The following is a 22,340-nucleotide window of genomic DNA, read 5'->3' as shown; positions in this document are numbered from 1 at the left end:
CGGCTAGCTTCGGGCTGCTCTTGAGGGAGGCATCATAAATGCTGGGCGGAATGCAGGACTGGCCTCTGCTGGTCTGGAAACTTATCGATCATGCGGCGCTTCATCACGGCTCGCGCGAAATCGTCACCGCGCGCGTGGAAGGCGGCGAGAGCCGTTCGAACTGGCGCGAGGTCCGCGAACGCGCGCTGAAAGTCGCGCAGGGGCTCAGCCGTCTCGGCGTCCGCACCGGCGACCGCGCGGCAACACTCGCGTGGAACACGCAGCGCCATGTCGAATGCTGGTACGGCATCTCGGGCATGGGCGCGGTCGCGCACACCGTGAACCCGCGTCTGTTCGAGGAACAGATCGTTTACATCATCAACCACGCGGGCGACCGCGTATTGTTCTTCGATCTCACTTTCGTGCCGCTGGTCGAGCGCATTGCGCCCAAGCTCAATACGGTCGAGCATTATGTGCTGATGACCGGCCGCGAGCACGTGCCCGAGACGAGCATCCCCGATCTTCTCGCCTATGAAGACCTGATCGCGGCAAGCGACGGGGATTTCGAATGGGCGAACGTGGACGAGCTGACCCCCGCCGGGCTTTGCTACACGTCCGGCACCACGGGCAACCCGAAGGGGGTGCTCTACACGCACCGGTCGAACGTCCTCCACACGTTCGGCGCGAATTCGGCGGACGCCCTCGGGCTGACGTCGGCGGCGACGATATTGCCCGTCGTTCCGATGTATCACGCAAATGCCTGGGGCGTGCCCTATGCGGCCGCCGCAGCGGGCGCGAAGCTGGTGATGGGCGGCGCCCATTTCGATGCGCCGACGCTGCACGGCCTCATCATGCGCGAAGGCGTGACGCTGACCGCGGCCGTACCCACCGTGTGGCTTGCGATGCTCCAGCACCTCGAAAAGTCGGGGCAGGGGATGGGCGAACTGAAACGCGTCGTCATCGGCGGGTCGGCGGTGCCGCGCTCGATGATCGTCGATTTCAAGGAAAAGTATGACGTCACCGTCTGCCATGCGTGGGGCATGACCGAAATGTCGCCGCTCGGCACGCTCGGCTCGCTGTCCGCTGCGGCGCTTGAAAAGACGCAGCAGGAACAGTTCGATATCCAGACGAAGCAGGGCCGCGCGATTTTCGGCGTCGAGATGAAGATCGTCGACGACAACGGCGACGAAATGCCGCGCGACGGCAAGGCGTTCGGCCATCTGATGGTGCGCGGGCCGTGGGTGGTGCGCGAATATTACGCCGGGGACGGCGGGCATGTGCTCGATGCGGACGGCTGGTTCGATACCGGCGACGTCGCCACGATCGATCCTTCAGGCTACATGCAGATCACCGACCGCGCCAAGGATGTCATCAAGTCCGGCGGGGAGTGGATCAGCTCGATCGAGCTGGAAAACGAAGCGGTCGGCCACGCGGCGGTCGCCGAAGCGGCCGTGATCGGCCTGCCGCATCCCAAATGGGACGAACGGCCGCTGCTCATCGTCGTGCGCAAGCCGGACACAAACCCCAGCAAGCAGGATCTGCTCGATCATCTCGAGGGCCGCGTCGCCAAGTGGTGGATGCCCAACGATGTGGTCTTCGTAGACGAAATCCCGCACACCGCGACGGGCAAGATCCAGAAGCTGACGCTGCGCCAGCAGTTCAAGGACTACCGTTTCCCTGACGCCGCCTAAAACAGGGAGAACTGCTTGCCGCGCGGGCTGAACAGGTCCGTGCGGAGCGGGATGTCGCGGCGCACGAGGCCGTAACGCCGGCATCCGGCCTGAAAGCGCGTGCGGATCATGGCGGCATAGGCGCCCTGCGGCTTGAAACGGGTGTGGAAGTCGCCGTCGTTGTCCTTCCCCCCGCGCATCGCGCGAATGTGCGTCATCACGCGCGCGGCGCGGTCCGGCATGGTCGCGTCCAGCCAGGCCCGGAAGATCGGCGCGACCTCGTGGGGCAGGCGTACCATGATCATCGAGGCCATCGTGGCGCCCGCCTTGGCCGCAGCCTCCAGCAGCGCCTCGATCTCGTGATCGTTGATCGCGGGGATGAGCGGCGCGAGCGATACCGAGACCGGCACGCGCGCCTCGGCGAGCGCCTTCACCGCCGCGATCCGCCGGTGCGGCGCGGTCGCGCGCGGTTCGAGCGTCCTCGCCGTTTCAGGATCGAGCGTGGTGACGGAGACCATCACCGCCACGAGGCCGCGCTCGGCCATCGAGGCGAGGATATCGATGTCGCGCACCACGCGCGCGGATTTGGTGGTGATCATCACCGGGTGGTTGGTTTCGGACAGAATTTCCAGGATTTTCCGTGTGGTGGCGTAGGTTCCTTCAACGGGCTGGTAGGGGTCCGTGTTGGTGCCGAGCGCGATCGGGCGGCATGCGTAGCGCGGATTTTCGAGTTCCTTGCGAAGCAGCGCGGGAATGTTCCTTTTCACCGTCAGCTTGCGCTCGAAGTCCAGCCCCGGCGACAGGCCGAGATAGGCGTGCGTCGGTCGCGCGAAGCAGTAGACGCAGCCATGTTCGCAGCCACGATAGGCGTTGATCGAACGGTCGAAAGACAGGTCGGGCGAGGTGTTGCGCGTGATCGCGGTGCGCGGCGTTTCGTAGCTGATCTCGGTGCGGGATGACGGCAGATCGTCCTCTTCCGCGCTGTCGAGCCAGTCGCCGTCCGCCTCGCGCGCGGGGTCGTTGAAGCGCGTACTGAGGCCGTTGATCGTGGCGCCGCGCGCAGCGTTTATCCGTTTGGACATTGACAAAAGATGCGGGGCGGGTGAGAACAAATCAAGAACTATTTGAGGATTTGCGATGGCACGTTTCAACTATGTGGAGTTGCCGACGCGCGATATCGCGATGGCGAAGCGCTTTTATGCAGAGGCGTTCGGCTTCGCGATCACCGATTTCGGCCCGGCGTATGCCGCCACGACCACGGGCGATACCGACATCGGTTTCAACGCCACGGGCGAGCATGTGACGGCGAACCTGCTGCCGGTGATCGAGGTCGAAAATCTGGAGGCGGCGCGGGAGGCTGTGGTTTCAGCGGGCGGCACGATCAGCCTCGACATCTTCGCGTTTCCCGGCGGGCACCGCTTCCACTTCATCGACCTCGAAGGGCATGAACTGGCGGCGGTGAAAAGCGGGGCGTGATGAAATTTTCCGCGCCGTCCTGCTGAACGCGTTTCAGCATCCATGCGGCAGTGCCGCTTAACCGACGTATGGACCCCGAAGCACGTTCAGGATGACGATTTGGGTAAGGCGGGGCGCCTCAGCGCTCTCTCAGTCTCGGCATCAGCTCCACGAAGTTGCAGGGCCGGTGGCGGCTATCGAGCTGGCTGGCGAGGATGCCGTCCCAGCCGTCTTTCACCGCGCCGGTCGATCCGGGCAGGGAGAAGATGTATGTGCCGCGCGCAACGCCTGCGGTGGCGCGCGATTGCACGGTGGAGGTGCCGATCGACTGGAAGCTGAGCCAGCGGAACAGCTCGCCGAACCCCGGTATCTCCTTCTCGCAGACCTCCGCGAGCGCTTCGGGCGTGACGTCACGCCCCGTGACGCCGGTGCCGCCCGTGGTGATGACGCAATCGACCTCCGGATCGTCGATCCACGCGGCGAGCTGTTCGACGATGGTGCCGACATCGTCCTTCACGATTTCCCGCGCCGCGAGCACATGCCCGGCGCCCTCCAGCCGTTCGACGAGCGTGTTTCCGGAGCGGTCGTCGGCAAGGGTGCGCGTGTCCGACACCGTAAGCACGGCGATGCGGACGGGGCGGAACGGCAGGCTTTCGTCAATCGGCATCGAGCTTGGCTTTCACGGCAAGAAGGTCGGCCCAGGCGAGGCGCTTGGACTCCGGCTGGCGCAGCAGAAACGCCGGGTGAAGCGTCGGCAGGATCGGGACATCCGTGCCTTCCACGGAGATCGTGCGCCACTGGCCGCGCTGGCGCATGATGCCGGTGACGTCACCGGTCAGCGCGCGCGCCGCGCAGGCGCCGAGCGCGATGATCGCTTTCGGGCGCACGAGCGCGATGTGGCGGTGGACGAAGGGCATCGTCGTTTCCACCTCCGCCGGGGTGGGTGTGCGGTTGCCGGGCGGGCGCCAGAAGGTCACGTTGGTGATGTAGGCGCGGGTTCGGTCGCGGCCGATCGCGGCGAGCATCCGGTCGAGAAGCTGACCCGCAGGGCCTACGAAAGGCAGGCCCATGCGGTCTTCCTGCGCGCCGGGGGCCTCTCCGATCAGCATCAGATCGGCTTCGGGATTGCCGTCCGCGAACACGGTGCTGACATTGCCCGTGCGCAGCGGGCAGCCGTCGAACACCTCCACGGCGTGGCGAAGCTCGGCGAGTGTCGTGGCTGCAACGGTCACCGGGCCTGCCGCTGCCTTGCGCAGCACAAGCTCAGGCTCCGGCGCCGCTGCCGGAATCTCCCGCGTCGCGGCGCGGGGCGGGGGTGCGCGCCAGTCGCGCGGGGCGGCATCGACGAGCGTGTCCACGCCCGCCTCGACCCACCAGCCGAGAGTGGCGAGGAGTTCATCGCGCTCGTTGCCGTCCAGCACTCGCATCTTCCTCAACTCTTCAATACGCTCTGGCCAAGGCAGGCCTCGCGACCTATCAAACCCGCCAAAACCATTATTGTGTCGTCTGCAATAAGGCGCACGGCTAGAGTTGCAAACGGGGGAAAGGGAAGGAAGCCATGAGCGAACGCGAATCGATGGCCTATGATGTCGTCATCGTCGGCGGCGGACCGGCAGGTCTCGCGTCGGCAATACGGCTGAAACAGCGCGCGCAGACTGCCGGACAGGAGATTTCGGTCTGCGTGCTCGAAAAGGGCTCCGAGATCGGCGCGCATATCCTTTCGGGCGCGGTGTTCGATCCGCGCGGCCTCGATGAGCTGCTACCCGACTGGCGCGAGATGGACGGGCATCCGATGACGGTCGAGGTGTCGTCCAACCACCACTGGATCCTGACCAAGACCCGGAAGTTCGAGTTTCCGCATATTCTGCTGCCGCCGTTCATGGACAATGACGGCTGCTACACCGGCAGCCTCGGCAACCTCTGCCGCTGGCTTGCGTCTCAGGCCGAAGCGCTCGGAGTCGAGATTTTCCCCGGATTCCCCGCTGCGGAAGTGCTGTTCGACGAGAACGGTGCAGTGCGCGGCGTCGCCACCGGCGACTTCGGCGTCGCGCGCGACGGCAGCCGCAAGCCGTCGTATCAGCCCGGCCTTGAACTCCATGCCAAATACACCTTCTTTGCCGAAGGCGTGCGCGGCAACCTGACCAAGCAGCTGAAAAAACGCTTCGCGCTCGATGCGAACAGCGAGCCGCAAGTCTATGGACTTGGTATAAAAGAACTGTGGGATGTCGACCCGGACAACCACGACGAAGGCACGGTCATCCACACGCAGGGCTGGCCGCTCGACGATGCGAACGGCGGCGGCTTCATCTACCATCAGGCGAACAACCAGATCGCGCTCGGCTTCGTCACGTGGCTGAACTACCGCAACCCGCATCTCTCGCCGTTCCACGAAATGCAGCGCTGGAAAACGCACCCGCAGATCGCGAAAATGCTGAAAGGCGCACGCCGCGTGTCCTACGGCGCGCGCGCCATCAACGACGGCGGCTATCAGTCCGTGCCGAAGCTGGTGTTTCCCGGCGGCGCGCTCGTCGGCTGCGCGGCGGGTTTCGTCAACGTGCCGCGCATCAAGGGGTCGCACACCGCGATCAAGACCGGCATCATGGCGGCGGACGCGGCCTTCGAGGCGGTGACTGCAGGCCGCGCGAACGACGAGCTTTCGGCCTACACCGCCGCTTACGACGAAAGCTGGGTGAAGAAGGAACTCTTCATCGTCCGCAACACGCTCCCGCTGGTTGAAAAATTCGGCAATTTCGTGGGAACGATGCTTGCGGGCGCCAGCATGTGGTTCGAACAGTACGGCATCCGCCTGCCGTTCACGATGAAGCACCACCGGGATAACGAGCAGCTCTGGCGCAAGGAGCACTGCAAGAAGCCGGATTATCCCAAGCCCGACGGCGTGCTGACCTTCGACCGTCTTTCATCCGTGTTCCTTTCGAACACGAACCACGAGGAAGACCAGCCCGTCCACCTGCAGCTGAAAGACCCGTCGATCCCGATCGCGTACAATCTGCCGCTCTACGACGAACCCGCGCAGCGGTATTGCCCGGCGGGCGTTTACGAGGTGATCGGCGAGGAAGAGGGCAATCCGCGCTTCCAGATCAACGCGCAGAACTGCGTCCACTGCAAGACGTGCGACATCAAGGATCCGACGCAGAACATCAACTGGGTGACGCCCGAAGGCGGCGGCGGGCCCAATTATCCCAACATGTAGCGAGGTTCCCATGCGTGCAGCCGTAGCCTTCCTTCTCGCATCGCTCGCCGCGCCTGCGGCGCACGCGACGATGATGTCGACGCGGGAGGCGGATTACGGCAGCTACGTGCAGGGCCATCTTGCGCTGGCGAACGGCGAGCTGGGCCGCGCGGCGGAGTATTTCGCAGGCGCGCTCACCTATGCGCCCGACGATCCGCAGCTGCTGCGCCAGACATTCGATCTGGCCATCGCGGCGGGCGACGAGGCGCTTGCCGTAAGCGTCGGCGAGCGGCTGGCCCGGCAGGACCGTTTCGACAGCGGCGTCACGCTGCTGCTCGTTGCAGACGCCATCAAGGCGCGCAAATGGAACGACGCCCGCGAAGCCACGGCGCGGCTTACCGATGCGGGGTTCGGCAGCTTCATCGTGCCGATCATCGACGCCTGGATCGCGCAGGCGCGGGGCAAGACCACCGAAGGTCTCCGCAAGCTCGCCCCCGAACAGCTGGACGGCTTTGCGCGAACCTATGTGCTGGAGCATCGCGCTCACCTGCTGTTCAACGCAAGGAAATATGCGGAAGCTGCTGAAATTTATGATGAGCTTTCAAAGGAAGACGGCGGCCGCAACATCCGCATGCGGATTGCGTCGGCGCGCGCGCTGCAAGCCGAAAAGCAGCCCGAAGAGGCGCTGAAGCGGCTGAGCGCATCGGCGGCGCATACCGATGTCGAGGCCGCGAAAGCCGCGCTTGCCGCAGGCACGCCCATCCTTGGCATCCCCGCGAATGCCCGTGAAGGCGTCGCGCTACTCGCGCTGCGCATGGCGGCGGACCTGTCGCGCGAGCGGCCGATCCCTGTCGCGCTCACGCTGGCGCGCATCGCGACGATGCTGGCGCCCGAGCAGGCGTCGGGCTGGTTTCTGACATCGGAATTGCTTGCCACATCAGAGCGTTACGAAGCGGCGCTCGATGCGGTTCGCAAGGTGCCGGGCGGCGATGAAGAGAAAGCGCTGGCGCGGGGGCAGGAGGCGGCGATCCTCACGCGCCTCGACCGCGAGCCCGAAGCGATGCAGCTGCTGGAAAACGCCGCAAACGCCCCGGACGCCAGCGCCGAGGACATGGCGCGCTACGGCGATGCGCTGCAATCGGCGAAGCGCTTTCCTGAAGCCGCAGCGGCTTACGACAAGGCGCTCGCGATCGGCCCCGCCGATCCGGCGATCGTCTGGCGGCTGCATTTCCTGAAGGGCTCCGCGCTGGAGCAGGGCGGGATGTGGCCCGAAGCGGAAGCCGCGCTGCGCGAAGCGGTCCGCCTGCAGCCGGGCGACGCGACGCTGCTCAACTATCTCGGCTATGCCCTGCTCGATCGCGGGCTTTCCACGCCCGAGGCGCGCATGCTGATCGAAAAGGCGCACGCGCTCGCGCCGGAGGACGGCTACATCACCGATTCGCTCGGCTGGGCGCAGTATCAGGCGGGCGAATACGCCGCCGCCGCCGCGACGCTGGAGCAGGCGGTGGCCGCTGTCGCGGACGATCCCGTCATCACCGAGCATCTGGGGGACGCCTACTGGATGGTGGGACGCCGCATCGAGGCGCGCCACCGCTGGAAGGCCGCGCTCGACGCCGGGCCGACGCCCGAGCGGATCGAAACGCTGGAAGCCAAGTACGACTACGGGCTCGATCTTGCGCTGAAGGATACGGCGAAGAAGTGACCGGCGACACGGCCGCCGAGACCGGCTGGGCGAAGATCAACCTCGCGCTCCACGTGCGCCGCCGCCGCGCGGACGGCTACCACGACATCGAAACGATCTTCGCGTTCGCGGATTTCGGCGACGGGCTCGCCGTTCGCGCTGCCGATGACGTCACGCTGACGATCGCCGGGCGGTTCGGTGCCGGCCTGCCGGTGGACGGCGGCAATCTGGTGCTGCGCGCTGCCGCCGCCCTTGCCGAAGCCTGCGGGATCAAAGCGGGCGCGGCGCTTGCGCTCGACAAGCGCCTGCCGGTCGCCTCCGGCATCGGCGGCGGATCGGCGGATGCGGCGGCGGCGCTGCGGCTGCTGAACCGTTTCTGGAACATCGGCGCGGACGAAACCGCGCTGCGCGCGATCGCCGCCACGCTCGGCGCGGACGTGCCCGCCTGCGTCGGCAGCCGAACCCAGCGCGGCGACGGCGCGGGGGAACGGCTTCGCGCGCTCGCGGACGACGATCTGCGCGGCAAATCGGTGCTGCTCGTCAATCCTGGCCTCCCGCTCGCAACCGGGGCGGTGTTCGCGGCGTGGGACGGCATCGACCGGGGACCGCTCGCCGAGGGGCCGCCGCTCGCCGCGGCACAGGCAGGCCGCAACGATCTGGAAGCTGCCGCGGTGTCGCTTTGCCCGGCGATCGGCACGGTTCTGGGTGCTCTGGACGGTTTCGGCGCCTCGCTTTCGCGCATGTCCGGTTCCGGCGCGACGTGCTTTGCCCTCTTCGACTTGCCTTCGGATGCGCAGGCCGCGCGCGCCGCGATTGCAGCGGCGTACCCGGACTGGTGGGTGGCGGCGGGCCGGCTGCACTGACTGTCCCGAAACAGGGCAGGCGGCACAGGTGCCTGAATGTGACGTCACCGGCAAGCTGTTGATTTCAAACGATTGAATATGTTGGCACCGGCTTTGCTGCGGCAGGATCGGCAGCGCGAGGATGTCTGTATGGACAGGCCCCGCAGCTTTCGGTCTGGGTCGATTGCCTGAGCTGGCCCACACCGAGAAACTGACGGCGGAACGCATTGAGTTTGCGTCCGCCGTTTTTTTTTGTGCGCCGAGCGCCTATAGCAGCCTGCTGAAACCAGGCGGAGCGGCATCGATCTATGGCCTATCGTTTCACGTCCGGCGATGCGAACGTCGAGGCGGCGCTGCGGCGGATCGCGGCGGAACAGCTTGAAGGCGCGCTCGCGGCGCTTGCATCGGCGGACGCTGATCTTGAACGCAGCGTCCACGGCGTCCGAACCGCGACCAAGCGTATCCGCGCGCTTCTGCGGCTGCTGCGTGCAGGCTTTCCCTGCTATGCGGACGCGAACGGCGCGCTTCGCACGCTTGCCGGGCGGCTGGCGGAGGTGCGCGAGGCGCAGGTGCTGCTCGCGACCTTCAACGACATCGCGCCCGATGGCGGCAAGGCGATCGCAGCGTTCCGGGCGGAACTTGAGGCCGAAGCGCAGACCTCAGCGGCGCGCGTGCGCGGCGCCGTGCTCGAAGATACCCGCAAGAGGCTGATCGCGCTGCGCAAGGCGTCGGCAGGCTGGCGGATCGAACGCGAGGGCTTCGGCGCGCTGCGCAAGGGGCTTCGGCGCACCTGCAAAAAAGCGGTGGCGCTGATGGCGGAGGCGGGGGGCGGCGACATCGAGACGTTCCACGAATGGCGCAAGCACATCAAGGATCACGGTTTTCAGGTGCGGCTGCTGAACGAAAGCGATCCGGGCCTTGCCGCGCGCGGCGAAATGCTGGGCCGGCTCGGGACGCTTCTGGGTGAGCAGCACGATCTCTGCGCGCTGGAGGCACGGCTTCAGCGCCGCCGGGAAAAGCCGCTGCGGCAGCTGGAAAAGGCGGCGATCGAACGGCGCCGCGCACTGGAACAGGAAGCGCTGAAGCTCGGCGCCGTGCTGTTCGAGGAGCCCTGCACATCGCGCCTCCGCCGCTGGGAACGCGCGTGGAACGGCTGGCGCGAGGCCGCCTGATGGGCCGCGAGATCGAGCGCAAGTTCCTCGTGGCGGGCGACGGCTGGCGCGCGGGCGTCGTGCGCAGCCGGGCGATGGCGCAGGCCTATATCGCGCGCGGCGAGCATGCCTCGGTGCGCGTCCGCATCATCGACGAAAACAGCGGCAGGCTCACCATCAAGGGCCGCGTTTCAGGCCTGTCCCGCGACGAGTTCGAATATGAGGTTCCGCTCGAAGACGCGCGCGGGCTGATTGCGCTGCGCAGCGGGCGTCTTCTCGCCAAGCGCCGATATGACGTCATGGCAGGCGACCGGCTTTGGGAGGTCGACGTTTTCGAAGGCGAACTCTCCGGCCTCGTGATCGCCGAATGCGAGCTGGAGCGCGAGGACGAGGCCGTTATCCGCCCGGATTGGCTCGGCCGCGAGGTGACCGCCGATCCGCACTACTACAATGCCGCGCTCGCCGTGCACGGGCTGCCTCTTGCTTTTGCCGCCGCGCGGCGTTAAGGGCGCGGCATTCCACAGATGCGGGAACATATCCGGTGGGCAGCCTGCTGCCTTCCTCCTGCATCGAGGTAAAACCGGAAGGAGAAACGATTATGGCGGCACCCGTCGTCACGATGGCGCAGCTTTTGGAAGCCGGCGCCCACTTTGGTCACCAGACGCACCGCTGGAACCCGAAGATGAAACCTTACATCTTCGGTGACCGCAACGGCGTTCACATCATCGATCTGTCGCAGTCCGTACCGCAGTTCGCGCGTGCGCTCGAATTCGTTCGTGCCACGGTTGCGGCGGGCGGCAAGGTGCTGTTCGTCGGCACCAAGCGCCAGGCGCAGGATCCGATCGCGGAGGCCGCGCGCCGTTCGCGCCAGCATTTCGTGAACCACCGCTGGCTGGGCGGCATGCTCACCAACTGGAAGACGATCTCGCAGTCGATCCGCAAGTTCAAGCAGCTCGAAGAGCAGCTTGCCGGTGACACGCACGGCCTCACCAAGAAGGAAGTGCTGAAGATGACGCGCGAGCGCGACAAGTTCGAAGCCTCGCTCGGCGGTATCCGCGACATGGGCGGCCTGCCCGACGTCATGTTCGTGATCGATACGAACAAGGAAGACCTCGCCGTCAAGGAAGCCAACGTGCTCGGCATCCCGGTGATCGCCATCCTCGACACGAACAGCGATCCTTCGGGCATCGCCTTCCCGATCCCGGGCAACGATGACGCCTCGCGCGCCATTCGCCTCTACTGCGATGCGATCGCGGATGCGGTGCTCGGCGGCAATCAGAACCGTCAGCGCGATCTGGGCGCGGACCTCGGCGCAGCGGCCGAGCCGCAGGCCGAAGTCGCCGCCTGACCTCCCGCACGCCGCGTTTTTCGCGGTGTGTCATAAAACGGAAGGGGCGGCGCCGTAACGGGCAGCCGCCCCGCCTCATTCAAAGACAGAAGGGATTAAGCATATGGCCGAGATCACGGCACAGCTTGTGAAGGATCTGCGCGAGAGCACCGGCGCCGGCATGATGGACAGCAAGAAGGCGCTCATCGAAACCGGCGGCGATTTCGAAGCCGCGGTCGATTGGCTGCGCGCCAAGGGCCTCGCCACCGCCGCCAAGAAGGCGGGCCGCACGGCCGCCGAAGGCCTCGTCGGCGTCGCCACCAGCGGCACGAAGGGCACGGCGGTCGAGGTGAACTCGGAAACCGATTTCGTCGCGAAGAACGATATCTTCCAGGGCTTCGTGCGCGAAGTGACCGCCCTTGCGCTTGCAAGCGGCACCACCGAAGTTGCCGCCCTCGGCGCGCAGGCCACTGCCGCCGGCAAGCTCGTTTCCGAAGCGCTCACCGACAACATTGCAAAGATCGGCGAGAACCAGTCGCTGCGCCGCATCGCGCAGGTCTCGGTCGCGTCGGGCGTCGTGTCGTCCTACGTCCACAACGCCGCAGCCCCCGGCCTCGGCAAGATCGGCGTGCTCGTCGCGATCGAATCGACGGGCGACGCCGCCCAGCTCGAAGCGCTCGGCAAGCAGCTCGCCATGCACATCGCCGCCGCGAACCCGCTGGCGCTCGATGAAACGGGCGTCGATCCCGCCGTGGTCGAGCGCGAGCGCTCGATCGCCCGCGAGAAGGCCGCGCAGTCGGGCAAGCCCGCCGACATCGTCGAAAAGATGGTGGAAGGCGGCGTCCGCAAGTTCCTCGCCGAATCGACTCTGCTCGGCCAGATCTTCGTGATCGACGGCAAGAGCAAGGTGTCCGACGTGGTCGCCAAAGCGGCGAAAGACCTCGGCACGCCCGTGAAGGTTGCCGAGTTCGTGCGCTTCCAGCTCGGCGAAGGCATCGAGAAGGAAGAGACCGATTTCGCGGCTGAGGTCGCCGCCGCCGTCGGTCGTTAAAATTTCAGCCGGAAGCGGGGCGGCGGGCGCTTGTCCGCCCCCCGCCGGCCAACTAAGGTGCGCCCCGCGTATCGGGAGGCGCGACGAAAATCATGTCATCGAAGCCGTTCAAGCGCATTCTTCTAAAATTGTCGGGCGAGGCGCTGATGGGCGACCAGACGTTCGGCATCGACACCGCCACCGTCACGCGCGTCGCCGATGAAATCCGCATCGCGAAGGAGGCCGGCTTCGAGCTTTGCCTCGTCGTGGGCGGCGGCAACATCTTCCGGGGCCTCGCGGCAGCCGAGCAGGGCTTCGACCGCGCCAGCGCCGACTACATGGGCATGCTCGCGACGGTGATGAACGCGCTCGCCGTGCAGAACAGCCTGGAACGCCTCGGCGTCGATACGCGCGTGCAATCCGCGATCCCGATGTCGAGCGTTTGCGAACCCTACATCCGCCGCCGCGCCGAGCGGCACATGGAAAAGGGCCGCATCGTCATCTTCGCGGCGGGCACGGGCAATCCGTTCTTCACGACCGACACCGCTGCCGCGCTCCGCGCCGCAGAGATGCAGTGCGACGCGCTGTTCAAGGGCACCAGCGTCGACGGCGTCTACAACGCCGACCCGAAGAAGGACAAAAGCGCGACGCGTTACGAGTCCCTGGGCTACGACAAGGTGCTCGCCGACAATCTGAAGGTGATGGACGCTTCGGCGGTGGCGCTCTGCCGCGAGAACGACATTCCGATCGTTGTCTTCAATATCCGGGAACACGGCAATCTCGCGCGGGTTCTTGCGGGTGAGGGCGTCTCGACGATCGTGCGCAATCAATAGCATTCGAGGGAACCGACCATGAGCTACGACAAGGCTGACATCGAACGGCGTATGACGGGCGCGATCGAAGCGCTGAAGAGTGACCTTGGCGGTCTTCGCACGGGCCGCGCCTCCACATCGCTGCTCGATCCGGTGAATGTCGAGGTTTACGGCGCGCACATGCCGCTGAACCAGGTCGCAACGGTGACCGCGCCCGATGCCCGCATGCTTGCCGTGCAGGTTTGGGACCGCAGCAACGTCCAGCCGGTCGAAAAGGCGATCCGCTCCGCCGGGCTCGGCCTCAACCCGATCGTCGACGGCCAGACGCTCCGCCTGCCGATCCCCGACCTTACCGAGGAGCGCCGCAAGGAACTCGCGAAGCTGGCCTCGCAGTACGGCGAAAAGGCGAAGATCGCCGTCCGCAATGTCCGCCGTGACGGCATGGACGCGCTGAAGGCTGCCGAGAAGAAGGGCGACATCAGCCAGGACGAGCAGAAGCGCTTCGAAGCCGAAGTCCAGAAGCTGACCGACAAGGCCATCACCGACGTCGACAGCGTCAGCGCCGCCAAGGAAAAGGAAATCCTCGGCCAGTGACACCTGCCGTACCGCCAACCGCGCGTGCCGGTAGCGGGCAGGAGTCCGCAGGGCCGCGCCATGTCGGCATCATCATGGACGGCAACGGGCGCTGGGCGAAAGCCCGCCGCCTGCCGCGCATCGCCGGGCACAAGTCCGGTGTCGAGGCGGTTCGCAAGGTCGTCGAGGCGGCGCCCGATCTGGGTATCGAGGTGCTGACGCTCTACGCCTTTTCTTCCGAGAACTGGAAACGTCCCGAGGACGAGGTCGGCTACCTGATGGGCCTGCTCAAGCAGTATCTGCTGAGCGAGATCGCGGAACTTGACCGAAACGGCGTGCGGCTCAGCTTTATCGGTGATTACAGCCGTTTGTCGCCGGATATCCTTGCGCTGCTTGAAGGTGCGAAGGTGCGCACGGAGGGCAATACGCGGCTCAGGCTCGTCATCGCGCTCAACTACGGCTCGCAGGACGAGATCGCGCGCGCGGTGCGCAGCGTCTGCCGCGATGTCGCCGCCGGAAAAATGGCGCCCGATGAGGTCATGCCCGCCGACATCGCCGCGCGGCTCGACACTGCCGACCTTCCGCTGCTCGATCTCGTGATCCGGACGTCCGGCGAGCAGCGCCTTTCGAATTTCCTGATGTGGCAGGCCGCTTATGCGGAGCTTGTGTTCACGGAACAGTACTGGCCCGATTTCGACGGCCAGTCGCTAAGACGCGCCGTCGAGGCATTCGGCGGGCGCGAACGGCGCTATGGCGGGCTCTGAGCCGGTCGTGACGCCGGGGTCACGCTACGGCGATCTGCTCCCGCGCATCCTCGTCGGCATCGCGCTGATCGCGCTCGCGCTCGGCGCGGTCTGGCTTGGCGGCATCGCCTTCGCTCTGCTCGCGGTCGTCGTGGTTCTGCTCATCTACGCTGAATGGTGCGCCATGCACCGTGTCGGCCGCGCGGTTCGCATGGTCGGCATGTTCGCGCTGGCTGGCGCGGTGCTCTTCACGCACCTTGATTATGCCGCTTATGCGCTGATGCTGGTCGGCATTGCCGCAGCAGTCCTGTTCTTTCTGGCCAGCATCGCGGCGTGGGGACTGCTTTACGCGGCGCTGCCGGGCATTGCGCTCGTCTGGCTGCGCGCAGAGCCGCTCGGCGCGCAGCTTGTGATCTGGACTCTCGTCATCGTCTGGGCGACCGATATCGCGGCCTATTTCTCGGGCCGCACCATCGGCGGCCCGAAGATCGCGCCGCGCATCAGCCCATCCAAGACATGGGCAGGGCTTGGCGGCGGCATGATCGCTGCGGCGCTTGCCGCCTGGCTGCTCGCGCGCCAGTTCGGGCTCGATCTGAACCCCGTCTTCGCCGCAGCGCTCGGTGCCTTGCTCGCTGTCGCCGCGCAGGTCGGCGATTTTTTTGAAAGCCACCTGAAGCGCCGCGCGGGCGTGAAGGATTCGGGCAATATCCTGCCCGGTCACGGCGGCGTGATGGACAGGCTGGACGGCGTGATGCCGGTAAGCGTGCTCGTCGCGATTGCGATCGGCCTTACACGATGACCCGGTCGATCAGTATTTTCGGCGCGACCGGCTCCGTGGGCCGTTCGACGATCGATCTCGTCGCGCGGGAGCCGGAACGCTGGTCGGTCGATGTGCTGACCGCGAACCGGGACGTTCGCGGTCTGGCCGCCGAAGCGCGCCGTCTGGGTGCCCGTATCGCGGTCGTCGCAGACGAGGCGGCTTACGGCGACCTGAAGGATGCGCTCGCAGGATCGGGCATAGAGACAGCGGCGGGGGCGAAGGCGCTTGCGGACGCCGCCGATGTGCCGAGCGATATCGTGATGGCGGCGATCGTCGGCGCCGCCGGCCTTCCGCCCACGCTGCGCGCCGTGGAGCGCGGCGCCTGCGTGGCGTTCGCCAACAAGGAAACGCTCGTTTGCGCGGGCGAACTGGTGAATGCGCGCGCGAAGCTGAGCGGCGCGCATCTGCTGCCCGTCGATTCCGAGCACAACGCCATCCACCAGGTGTTCGATTTCGATAATCCCGAGCGCATCGCGCGCATCATCCTGACGGCGAGCGGCGGGCCGTTTCGTTCGCGCAGCCTTGCCGAAATGGCCGCCGTGACGCCCTCGCAGGCTGTCGCGCACCCCGTCTGGTCGATGGGCGCCAAGATTTCCGTCGATTCCGCCACGCTGATGAACAAGGGATTGGAACTGATAGAGGCGTATCACCTGTTCCCCGTGGAGGAGAGACAGCTGGACGTTATCGTACACCCGCAATCGGTGGTTCACAGCTTCGTGGAATATGTCGACGGCTCGATGCTGGCCCAGCTCGGGGCACCCGATATGCGGATTCCGATCGCTTATGCGCTCTCGTGGCCGGATCGGATGGCGACGCCGTGCGCTAAGCTCGATCTTGCCAAAGTTGCCAGACTCGATTTCGAGGCGCCCGATCCGGAGCGTTTTCCCGCACTTCGCCTTGCGCGCGCGGCGCTCGTCAGCGGCGGTTCATCTCCCACCGTGTTAAACGCCGCCAACGAAGTGGCGGTTGCGGCATTTCTGGACGGCCGACTCGGCTTCCTCGATATTGCCGTGATTGTGGAGCAAACGATGGACGCCGTCGGCGGTTACGCCGTCGAATCACTCGAGGACGTGCTGGCCTGCGACAGGGAAGCCCGGCGTGTCGGCGAGATGCATATAAAAGGTCGCGCGCACTGATGGAAATTTTGCCGTCCCCGGGGCTGCTTTTCACGATCCTGATGTTCGTGGCCATGATCAGCCCGCTCGTGTTCATTCACGAGATGGGCCACTACCTCGCCGGGCGCATGTTCAACACATCGGTGGACAGCTTCTCGATTGGCTTCGGGCGCGAAATCTTCGGCTGGACGAACCGGCGCGGCGAACGCTGGAAGGTCGGCTGGCTGCCGCTCGGCGGCTACGTGAAATTCACCGGCGACGCCAACGCCGCGAGCATGCCTGCGGAGGCCGCGCGCGTCGATCCGGAGCAGAAGCCGTTCCTCTTCGCGTTCAAGCCGCTCTGGCAGCGCGCGATCATCGTCGCGGCCGGGCCATTCGTGAACTTTGCGGCGGCGATCCTGATCTTTTCGGCGTTCATCGCGATCTACGGCCAGAGCTATACGTCGCCCGTGATTTCCAACATCGTGACGGAGTCGGCGGCGGATCGCGCGGGACTCGCGCCCGGCGACCGCATTCTGAACGTGGACGGCAAGCGCATCGAGCGCTTCGAGGACATCGTCGGTGTCGTGATGATAAATCCCGGCACGCCCGTCTCGGTCGATTTCGAACGCGACGGCGCGGTGCGCAGCATCGTTTTGACGCCCGATATCATCGAGGAACAGGATCGCTTCGGCAAAACTTTCAAAATCCCGCGCATCGGCCTGATCGGCGATCAGCGCAGCGTCGTCGAGCGCGGGCCGGTGGAATCGCTCGTCTACGGCACGCAGGCCGTTTTCGACACCACCGGCATGATGGTTGAAGGCCTCGCCCAGATCATCACCGGCCGGCGATCGGTGAAGGAACTCGGCGGGCCGCTGAAGATCGCCGAGGTTTCGGGGCAGGCGGGCACGATGGGCATAGAGGCCTTCGTGAACCTGATGGCGCTGGTCTCGATCAACCTGGGGTTCATCAACCTGCTGCCGATTCCGATGCTGGACGGCGGGCATCTGGCGATCTACGCAGCGGAAGCCGTGCGCCGGAAGCCGATTCCGCCGCGTGTACAGGAGTGGGCGTTCATGACCGGCTTTGCACTTCTCATCTCCTTCATGCTGATCGTAACCTGGAACGACCTTGCATCTTTTGGCGTGTTCAAGCATGTCGCCGGGCTGATCGGCTGAGATGCGGTCATAAGTTTTGAACGAGAGTGGGGTACTTGTGGGCCAACAGACGCTGACGCCGGCTGCCATGCATCGTAACTGGGCCGCTGCGCTGCTTGTCGGCAGTGCGCTCGGCCTGTCGCTGCCCGCGCTTGCGCAGGACGCGCAGCCTTCGCCCGTTGCGACGCCGGAAGCTGCGCCCGCGGCGGCGCCTGCCGCGATGGCGGAGCAGTCCGGGACGGTGCGTTCGATCACGATCCGCGGTGCTGAGCGTCTGGAGCCCGAGACGGTGCGCTCCTACGTGGGCCTGACGGCGGGCGACACCTACGACCGCAACCGACTCGACCGCGCGCTGAAGGATCTTTACGCGACCGAACTGTTCGCCGACGTCACGATCCGCGACCGCGAGGGCGAGCTGATCGTCGATGTTCGCGAGAACCCCGTGGTCAACCGCATCGTGCTTGAAGGCAACAAGCGCCTGAAAGACGACAAGTTCAAGGACGAGATCAAGCTCTCTCCGCGCCAGATCTTCACCCGCACCAAGGCGCGCGCCGACGTGGCGCGTATTCTGGAGCTGTACCGGCGCCAGGGCCGCTTCGCCGCTGCCGTGGATCCGAAGATCGTCCAGCTCGATCAGAACCGCGTCGATGTGGTGTTCGAGATCGAGGAGGGGCCGAAGTCGAAGGTCCGCCGCATCAACATCGTGGGCAACACGAAGTTTTCAGACGGCGAGCTGCGCGGCGAAATGGCCACCAAGGAAGCCAAGTGGTACAAGTTCTTCACGTCGAACGACACGTATGATCCCGACCGCTCGGCCTTCGACCAGCAGAAGCTGCGGCAATTCTACCTGACGCAGGGCTATGCGGATTTCCGTGTGGTCTCGTCGGTCGCCGAGCTGACGCCGGACCGCAAGGACTTCCTCATCACCTACGTGGTGGACGAAGGCGAGCGCTACAAGTTCGGCGAGGTCGATCTGGAAAGCCAGATTCGCGACATCAAGGAAGAGAATTTCAAGCGCATGCTTCCGATGAAGCAGGGCGACTGGTACAACGCCAAGGAGATCGAGGACACGGTCACGAACCTGTCGGAATCGGTCGGGCTCCTCGGCTATGCGTTTGCCGACATCAACCCCCGCTTCAATCGCGACAAGGAAAAGCGCGAGATGGGGGTGACGTTCGTCATCAACGAAACGCCGCGCGTTTACGTGGAGCGGGTCGAGATCAACGGCAACACCATCACCAAGGACCACGTGATCCGCCGCGAGTTCCGCCTCGCGGAGGGCGACGCCTTCAACAGCTTCCGCGTGAAGCGCTCGCGCGACCGCATCCAGAGCCTCGGCTACTTCCAGGAAAACCTCGAAATCCAGCAAAAGCAGGGCTCGGGGCCGGACAAGGTGATCCTCGAAGCCAATCTCGAGGAGCAGGCGACGGGCGAGCTTCAGGTCTCGGCGGGCTATTCGAGCCTCGAGAACTTCCTCGTCAACCTGTCGATCCGGCAGCGCAACTTCCGCGGCATGGGCCAGGAACTGCGCGCCTCGGTCAACTGGTCCAAATATTCGCAGTCGGCGGAAATCGGCTTCACCGAGCCGTACCTGTTCGGGCGCAATCTCGCGCTCGGCGGCGACATCTTCCGGCGCGATTACAACAGCTTCCGCTTCCTCGGCAACGGCGACCGCGACACCACCTACGAACAGTCGACGACCGGCTTCCAGATCCGCACCGGCTTTCCGATCACGGAGTTCTGGTCGGCCTCGTTCCGCTACGGCCTCAGCTACGACGACGTGTCGCTCGACGAGAGCACGTTCTACACGAACGGCATCTGCGATCCGCTGCGCGCGGGCCGTTTCCTCTGCGACGCAGTCGGCAAGCGCACCACCTCGTCGATCGGCTATTCGATCGCCTACGACACGCGCGACAACGCCATCCGGCCGAGCCGTGGCCACCGCTTCATGATCAGCCAGGATATCGCCGGCGTCGGCGGCAGTGTGCAGTACGTGCGCTCGCGCCTCAACGCCGACAAATACTGGCGCCTGTTCGGCAGCGGCTTCATTTTCAACCTCGGGCTCGAAGCGGGGCAGATTTTCGGCTGGGGCGGCGACAACATCCGCCTGACCGACCGCTTCTTCCTCGGCGAACCGCGCATGCGCGGCTTCGACATTCGAGGCGTCGGCCCGCGCGTTATCCGTCAGTCCTACACGAACCCGACGAACTCGCCGGATCCGCTGGATTACATCCTGAGCTCGGAAAGCAACCAGAGGCAGGATGACTCGATCGGCGGCGAGACCTACTATCAGGTTCGCGCAGAAGTGCAGATTCCGCTGAGCGCGGGCGCTGCGGAAATGGGCCTGCGTCCCTCGGTTTTCGTCGATGTGGGCGCGCTCTGGCACACCGATTTCAACCCCGCGACCGACCTGCAGGACATTCGGCAAATTTCGACCGGCGGCGTTGACGCCAATGGTGATCCGGAATTTGCACCCGGCTTCAAAGAGTTCTACTACGGCGATACATGGAAGCCGCGTGTTGCCGTAGGCTTCGGCATCAACTGGAACTCTCCGTTCGGTCCGTTCCGGATCGATATCGCCAAGGCGCTCGTCAAACAGGAAGGTGACGACACCAAATTGTTCCAATTCAACGTAGGGACCCAATTCTGATGAAAATGCTTACACGCGCCGCGATCGCCGGCGCTCTTGCCTTCACGGCGCCGACCGTTGCCCTGGCGCAGACCGCTCCGTCGATCATCGTTGTCGATATGAGCCGCATCGCTGCGGAATCCGCAGCTTCGAAGAGCGCCGAACCGCAGCTCAAGGCGAAATTCGAAGGCGTACAGGCGCGCGCCAAGACGCTGGGCGACCAGTTCCGCGGCGAATATGAGAGCCTGCAGAAGGCGCAGCCCTCGATGGCGAAGGAAGCGTTCCAGGCCAAGGCCAAGGAGCTTCAGCAGCGCCAGGTCACCGCCGAGAACGAAGTGCGCGGCAGGGAACAGGATTACGGCCGCTCCGTGCAGTATGTGCGCCAGCAGATCCTTGAAGCCGTGAACCCGATCATCACGGCCGTGATGCGCGAGAAGGGCGCAAGCGTTGCGCTCGACCGCGAGGTCACGCTCGCCACGGCGCAGTCGCTCGACGTGACGAACGAGGTGATGACGCGCCTCAACTCCGCGCTGCCCCGCGTCAACGTGAACCCGCCGGCCGCTCCGGCCCAGAAGTAACGGCCAAGGGCTTGTCCGAGAACTTCGACGCGATGGAGGTGGGAGCAGTGATGGCACTGCTCCCACACCGTTTTCCCATGCTGCTCGTCGACCGCGTGGTCGATTTCGTGCCCGATAAACGCGCGCGCGGCATCAAGGCGGTCACGATCAACGAACCGTTCTTCCAGGGCCATTTTCCGCAGCGTCCGATCATGCCCGGCGTGCTGATCGTCGAGGCGCTCGCGCAGACTGCGGGCGTTCTGGCGATCAAATCGCTCGGCGACGAGGCGCTCGGCAAGCTCGTCTATTTCATGGTGATCGAAAACGCCAAGTTCCGTCAGCCGGTCGAGCCGGGCTGCCTGCTGAACCTCGATGTCGAATTCGTGCAGCGCCGCTCAAGGGTCTGCAAGTTCAACGGCGTCGCCAGCATCGTCGGCGGCAAGGTGGCGGCGGAATGCAGCTTCACCGCAATGATCGCGGACCCGCCGGGGGCCTGATCGCCCCGCCCGTCACCCCGGCTCCCCATACGACGCATCCGATCGCACGATCTTCCGACATGTTTCCGTGTCTTGCACCAGCCTATGGGCCCCGGCCTGCGCCGGGGAGACGGGCGGGTTGGGCCATGTCCTCGAGCCGGTTGATGTTCCGGATCGCCTGCGGCCACGCCACCATCTGCGCGCCGGCCGTTTCACACCACGCCCGCATGGCGCGCGGCGCTCCGCTCTCCAGATACGCCGCAAGCCGAACCCCGAGCGAGGTCGGCCACACACCGACGACCGGCAGGCTCTCGATCACAGCGGGGGGCGCAGCAATGAGCACGCGCATCAGCGCTTCCGGCAGCTCCGGCACATCGCACGCCGTCGTCAGTACCGCCTCGAAGCCTTGTTCCGCGCCGTAAGCAAGCGCCCCGCACAGCCCGCCGAGCGGCCCGAGGCCGGGGGCAGGGCGGTCCGGCACGCCGCCGGTGCGGCCCGCAATCACAACGGTTTCGCAAAAGGGCGCGATGCTCGCGGCGGCGTGGTCGATCAGGCGCTTGCCGTCGAGCAGGGCCTCGGCCTTGTCGCTGCCGAAGCGGCGGCTTTCGCCGCCCGCCAGAACCGCGCCGAGAATGCGCATCAGCGCGCGATTTCGATCGTCGCCTCGATCTCGACCGCATAGCCCGCAGGCAGCGAGGCGACGCCCACCGCCGAGCGCGCGCCGAGCCCGGCGTCGCCGAACGCCGTCTTCATCAGTTCCGAAAAGCCGTTGATGACCTGGGGCTGCGCCGTGAAATCCGGGGCGCTGTTCACCATGCCGAGAATGCGCACGAAGCGCTTCACGCGCGACAGGTCGCCGCCGAGCGCCGTCCTGATTGTGGAAAGCATGCAGAGCCCGACACGCTGTGCCTCCGCCTTGCCCTCTTCCAGCGTAACATCGGCGCCGACCTTGCCGCGCTTGCCGCCGCCGATGCAGTCGATATGGCCGGAGAGGAACAGCAGGTTTCCGGTTTCGACTGACGTCACATAGGTCGCCGCAGGCTTGGGCGCGGCGGGCAGGCTGTGCCCCGCCGCCGCCAGTCGCTCTTCGGGCGTTGCCGCCAGCGCCGGTGCCGCGATCATCATCAGGAGAAGAGGCAGCAGTCGGCGCATGG

The 22,340-nt window shown here is 65.6% G+C and carries 23 protein-coding genes; 18 read left to right on the top strand and 5 right to left on the bottom strand.

What is annotated here, in order from left to right; genetic code table 11:
• Positions 1-38: 38 nt before the first annotated feature.
• Positions 39-1,670: a long-chain-fatty-acid--CoA ligase gene (locus tag GGQ98_RS00980; protein ID WP_184063735.1), complete on the top strand. Its 1,632-nt coding sequence runs from the start codon at positions 39-41 to the stop codon at positions 1,668-1,670.
• Here the strand turns inward: GGQ98_RS00980 and GGQ98_RS00975 are convergent.
• A complete protein-coding gene (locus GGQ98_RS00975) occupies positions 1,667-2,731 on the bottom strand; it encodes a PA0069 family radical SAM protein (RefSeq protein ID WP_184063731.1) in 1,065 nt (354 codons plus the stop codon). The genes GGQ98_RS00980 and GGQ98_RS00975 overlap by 4 nt on opposite strands.
• 55 nt (positions 2,732-2,786) lie before the next feature.
• Here GGQ98_RS00975 and GGQ98_RS00970 point away from each other — a divergent pair, with 55 nt between their 5' ends.
• On the top strand, positions 2,787-3,125 hold the full coding sequence (locus tag GGQ98_RS00970; protein WP_184063727.1) for a VOC family protein: 339 nt from the start codon (positions 2,787-2,789) through the stop codon (positions 3,123-3,125).
• A 118-nt stretch (positions 3,126-3,243) separates the two neighbouring features.
• Here GGQ98_RS00970 and moaB read toward each other — a convergent pair whose 3' ends face one another.
• Together moaB and GGQ98_RS00960 are read right to left on the bottom strand one after the other, a co-directional pair.
• Positions 3,244-3,771: a molybdenum cofactor biosynthesis protein B gene (moaB, locus tag GGQ98_RS00965; RefSeq protein ID WP_184063725.1), complete on the bottom strand. Its 528-nt coding sequence runs from the start codon at positions 3,769-3,771 to the stop codon at positions 3,244-3,246.
• The gene (locus GGQ98_RS00960) at positions 3,761-4,525 is read right to left on the bottom strand and encodes a uracil-DNA glycosylase (protein ID WP_341534097.1); all 765 of its coding nucleotides are present in this window, start codon (positions 4,523-4,525) and stop codon (positions 3,761-3,763) included. Before GGQ98_RS00960 ends, moaB begins: the two co-directional genes overlap by 11 nt.
• Before the next feature lie 137 nt (positions 4,526-4,662).
• Between GGQ98_RS00960 and GGQ98_RS00955 the strand changes: the two genes are divergently transcribed.
• The 16 genes from GGQ98_RS00955 (at position 4,663) to fabZ (ending at position 21,207) form a co-directional block, all read left to right on the top strand.
• Positions 4,663-6,315, top strand: coding sequence for an electron transfer flavoprotein-ubiquinone oxidoreductase (locus GGQ98_RS00955; protein WP_184063719.1), 1,653 nt, complete (start codon positions 4,663-4,665; stop codon positions 6,313-6,315).
• 10 nt (positions 6,316-6,325) lie between these two features.
• The gene (locus GGQ98_RS00950) at positions 6,326-7,996 is read left to right on the top strand and encodes a tetratricopeptide repeat protein (protein ID WP_184063716.1); all 1,671 of its coding nucleotides are present in this window, start codon (positions 6,326-6,328) and stop codon (positions 7,994-7,996) included.
• Positions 7,993-8,838, top strand: a complete 846-nt coding sequence (locus GGQ98_RS00945) for a 4-(cytidine 5'-diphospho)-2-C-methyl-D-erythritol kinase (RefSeq protein ID WP_184063713.1) — start codon at positions 7,993-7,995, stop codon at positions 8,836-8,838. The genes GGQ98_RS00950 and GGQ98_RS00945 overlap by 4 nt, the downstream gene beginning before the upstream one ends.
• A 287-nt stretch (positions 8,839-9,125) precedes the next feature.
• Complete coding sequence (locus tag GGQ98_RS00940) at positions 9,126-9,989, top strand: CHAD domain-containing protein (RefSeq protein WP_184063710.1); 864 nt, start codon at positions 9,126-9,128, stop codon at positions 9,987-9,989.
• Positions 9,962-10,474 (top strand): CYTH domain-containing protein, encoded by a 513-nt coding sequence (locus GGQ98_RS00935; RefSeq protein WP_341534096.1) that lies wholly within the window; start codon positions 9,962-9,964, stop codon positions 10,472-10,474. The genes GGQ98_RS00940 and GGQ98_RS00935 overlap by 28 nt, the downstream gene beginning before the upstream one ends.
• Before the next feature lie 92 nt (positions 10,475-10,566).
• Entirely contained in the window at positions 10,567-11,316 is a 750-nt protein-coding gene (gene rpsB / locus GGQ98_RS00930) for a 30S ribosomal protein S2 (protein WP_184063707.1), read from the top strand.
• Between the two features lie 103 nt (positions 11,317-11,419).
• On the top strand, positions 11,420-12,346 hold the full coding sequence (tsf, locus tag GGQ98_RS00925) for a translation elongation factor Ts (protein WP_184063704.1): 927 nt from the start codon (positions 11,420-11,422) through the stop codon (positions 12,344-12,346).
• Between the two features lie 92 nt (positions 12,347-12,438).
• Positions 12,439-13,158 (top strand): UMP kinase, encoded by a 720-nt coding sequence (gene pyrH / locus GGQ98_RS00920; protein WP_184063699.1) that lies wholly within the window; start codon positions 12,439-12,441, stop codon positions 13,156-13,158.
• 18 nt (positions 13,159-13,176) lie between these two features.
• Positions 13,177-13,731: a ribosome recycling factor gene (gene frr / locus GGQ98_RS00915; RefSeq protein WP_184063696.1), complete on the top strand. Its 555-nt coding sequence runs from the start codon at positions 13,177-13,179 to the stop codon at positions 13,729-13,731.
• Positions 13,728-14,474: an isoprenyl transferase gene (locus tag GGQ98_RS00910; protein WP_424141337.1), complete on the top strand. Its 747-nt coding sequence runs from the start codon at positions 13,728-13,730 to the stop codon at positions 14,472-14,474. Before frr ends, GGQ98_RS00910 begins: the two co-directional genes overlap by 4 nt.
• Positions 14,461-15,252 (top strand): phosphatidate cytidylyltransferase, encoded by a 792-nt coding sequence (locus GGQ98_RS00905; RefSeq protein ID WP_184063693.1) that lies wholly within the window; start codon positions 14,461-14,463, stop codon positions 15,250-15,252. The genes GGQ98_RS00910 and GGQ98_RS00905 overlap by 14 nt, the downstream gene beginning before the upstream one ends.
• A complete protein-coding gene (gene dxr, locus GGQ98_RS00900; protein ID WP_184063690.1) occupies positions 15,249-16,409 on the top strand; it encodes a 1-deoxy-D-xylulose-5-phosphate reductoisomerase in 1,161 nt (386 codons plus the stop codon). The genes GGQ98_RS00905 and dxr overlap by 4 nt, the downstream gene beginning before the upstream one ends.
• Positions 16,409-17,545, top strand: coding sequence for an RIP metalloprotease RseP (rseP, locus tag GGQ98_RS00895; protein ID WP_207791167.1), 1,137 nt, complete (start codon positions 16,409-16,411; stop codon positions 17,543-17,545). The genes dxr and rseP overlap by 1 nt, the downstream gene beginning before the upstream one ends.
• 67 nt (positions 17,546-17,612) lie before the next feature.
• Positions 17,613-20,174, top strand: a complete 2,562-nt coding sequence (bamA, locus tag GGQ98_RS00890; RefSeq protein ID WP_184063687.1) for an outer membrane protein assembly factor BamA — start codon at positions 17,613-17,615, stop codon at positions 20,172-20,174.
• Complete coding sequence (locus tag GGQ98_RS00885) at positions 20,174-20,731, top strand: OmpH/Skp family outer membrane protein (RefSeq protein ID WP_184063684.1); 558 nt, start codon at positions 20,174-20,176, stop codon at positions 20,729-20,731. The genes bamA and GGQ98_RS00885 overlap by 1 nt, the downstream gene beginning before the upstream one ends.
• 32 nt (positions 20,732-20,763) lie before the next feature.
• A complete protein-coding gene (gene fabZ / locus GGQ98_RS00880; RefSeq protein ID WP_184063979.1) occupies positions 20,764-21,207 on the top strand; it encodes a 3-hydroxyacyl-ACP dehydratase FabZ in 444 nt (147 codons plus the stop codon).
• Positions 21,208-21,289: 82 nt separating this feature from the next.
• On the opposite strand, the gene mobA is transcribed toward fabZ, so the two are convergent.
• Together mobA and GGQ98_RS00870 are read right to left on the bottom strand one after the other, a co-directional pair.
• Complete coding sequence (mobA, locus tag GGQ98_RS00875; protein ID WP_184063681.1) at positions 21,290-21,826, bottom strand: molybdenum cofactor guanylyltransferase; 537 nt, start codon at positions 21,824-21,826, stop codon at positions 21,290-21,292.
• Positions 21,826-22,338, bottom strand: coding sequence for a RidA family protein (locus tag GGQ98_RS00870; protein ID WP_184063678.1), 513 nt, complete (start codon positions 22,336-22,338; stop codon positions 21,826-21,828). Before GGQ98_RS00870 ends, mobA begins: the two co-directional genes overlap by 1 nt.
• Between the last annotated feature and the right edge of the window lie 2 nt (positions 22,339-22,340).

It is taken from the genome of Sphingosinicella soli (genome assembly GCF_014199685.1).
Taxonomy (GTDB): domain Bacteria; phylum Pseudomonadota; class Alphaproteobacteria; order Sphingomonadales; family Sphingomonadaceae; genus Sphingosinicella; species Sphingosinicella soli.
The sequence above is the reverse complement of the archived record's forward strand: the minus strand, read 5'-3'. Positions and strand labels throughout refer to the sequence as shown.

Bases quoted from the DNA above. Each gene is read 5' to 3' on its own strand.
- GGQ98_RS00870 (WP_184063678.1), bottom strand. From the start codon at position 22,338: ATGCGCCGACTGCTGCCTCTTCTCCTGATGATGATCGCGGCACCGGCG.
- frr (WP_184063696.1), top strand. From the start codon at position 13,177: ATGAGCTACGACAAGGCTGACATCGAACGGCGTATGACGGGCGCGATC.
- fabZ (WP_184063979.1), top strand. From the start codon at position 20,764: ATGGAGGTGGGAGCAGTGATGGCACTGCTCCCACACCGTTTTCCCATG.
- GGQ98_RS00885 (WP_184063684.1), top strand. From the start codon at position 20,174: ATGAAAATGCTTACACGCGCCGCGATCGCCGGCGCTCTTGCCTTCACG.
- GGQ98_RS00950 (WP_184063716.1), top strand. From the start codon at position 6,326: ATGCGTGCAGCCGTAGCCTTCCTTCTCGCATCGCTCGCCGCGCCTGCG.
- GGQ98_RS00940 (WP_184063710.1), top strand. From the start codon at position 9,126: ATGGCCTATCGTTTCACGTCCGGCGATGCGAACGTCGAGGCGGCGCTG.
- moaB (WP_184063725.1), bottom strand. From the start codon at position 3,771: ATGCCGATTGACGAAAGCCTGCCGTTCCGCCCCGTCCGCATCGCCGTG.
- dxr (WP_184063690.1), top strand. From the start codon at position 15,249: ATGACCCGGTCGATCAGTATTTTCGGCGCGACCGGCTCCGTGGGCCGT.
- pyrH (WP_184063699.1), top strand. From the start codon at position 12,439: ATGTCATCGAAGCCGTTCAAGCGCATTCTTCTAAAATTGTCGGGCGAG.
- GGQ98_RS00980 (WP_184063735.1), top strand. From the start codon at position 39: ATGCTGGGCGGAATGCAGGACTGGCCTCTGCTGGTCTGGAAACTTATC.
- bamA (WP_184063687.1), top strand. From the start codon at position 17,613: ATGCATCGTAACTGGGCCGCTGCGCTGCTTGTCGGCAGTGCGCTCGGC.
- tsf (WP_184063704.1), top strand. From the start codon at position 11,420: ATGGCCGAGATCACGGCACAGCTTGTGAAGGATCTGCGCGAGAGCACC.
- GGQ98_RS00955 (WP_184063719.1), top strand. From the start codon at position 4,663: ATGAGCGAACGCGAATCGATGGCCTATGATGTCGTCATCGTCGGCGGC.
- GGQ98_RS00975 (WP_184063731.1), bottom strand. From the start codon at position 2,731: ATGTCCAAACGGATAAACGCTGCGCGCGGCGCCACGATCAACGGCCTC.
- mobA (WP_184063681.1), bottom strand. From the start codon at position 21,826: ATGCGCATTCTCGGCGCGGTTCTGGCGGGCGGCGAAAGCCGCCGCTTC.
- rpsB (WP_184063707.1), top strand. From the start codon at position 10,567: ATGGCGGCACCCGTCGTCACGATGGCGCAGCTTTTGGAAGCCGGCGCC.
- rseP (WP_207791167.1), top strand. From the start codon at position 16,409: ATGGAAATTTTGCCGTCCCCGGGGCTGCTTTTCACGATCCTGATGTTC.
- GGQ98_RS00970 (WP_184063727.1), top strand. From the start codon at position 2,787: ATGGCACGTTTCAACTATGTGGAGTTGCCGACGCGCGATATCGCGATG.
- GGQ98_RS00905 (WP_184063693.1), top strand. From the start codon at position 14,461: ATGGCGGGCTCTGAGCCGGTCGTGACGCCGGGGTCACGCTACGGCGAT.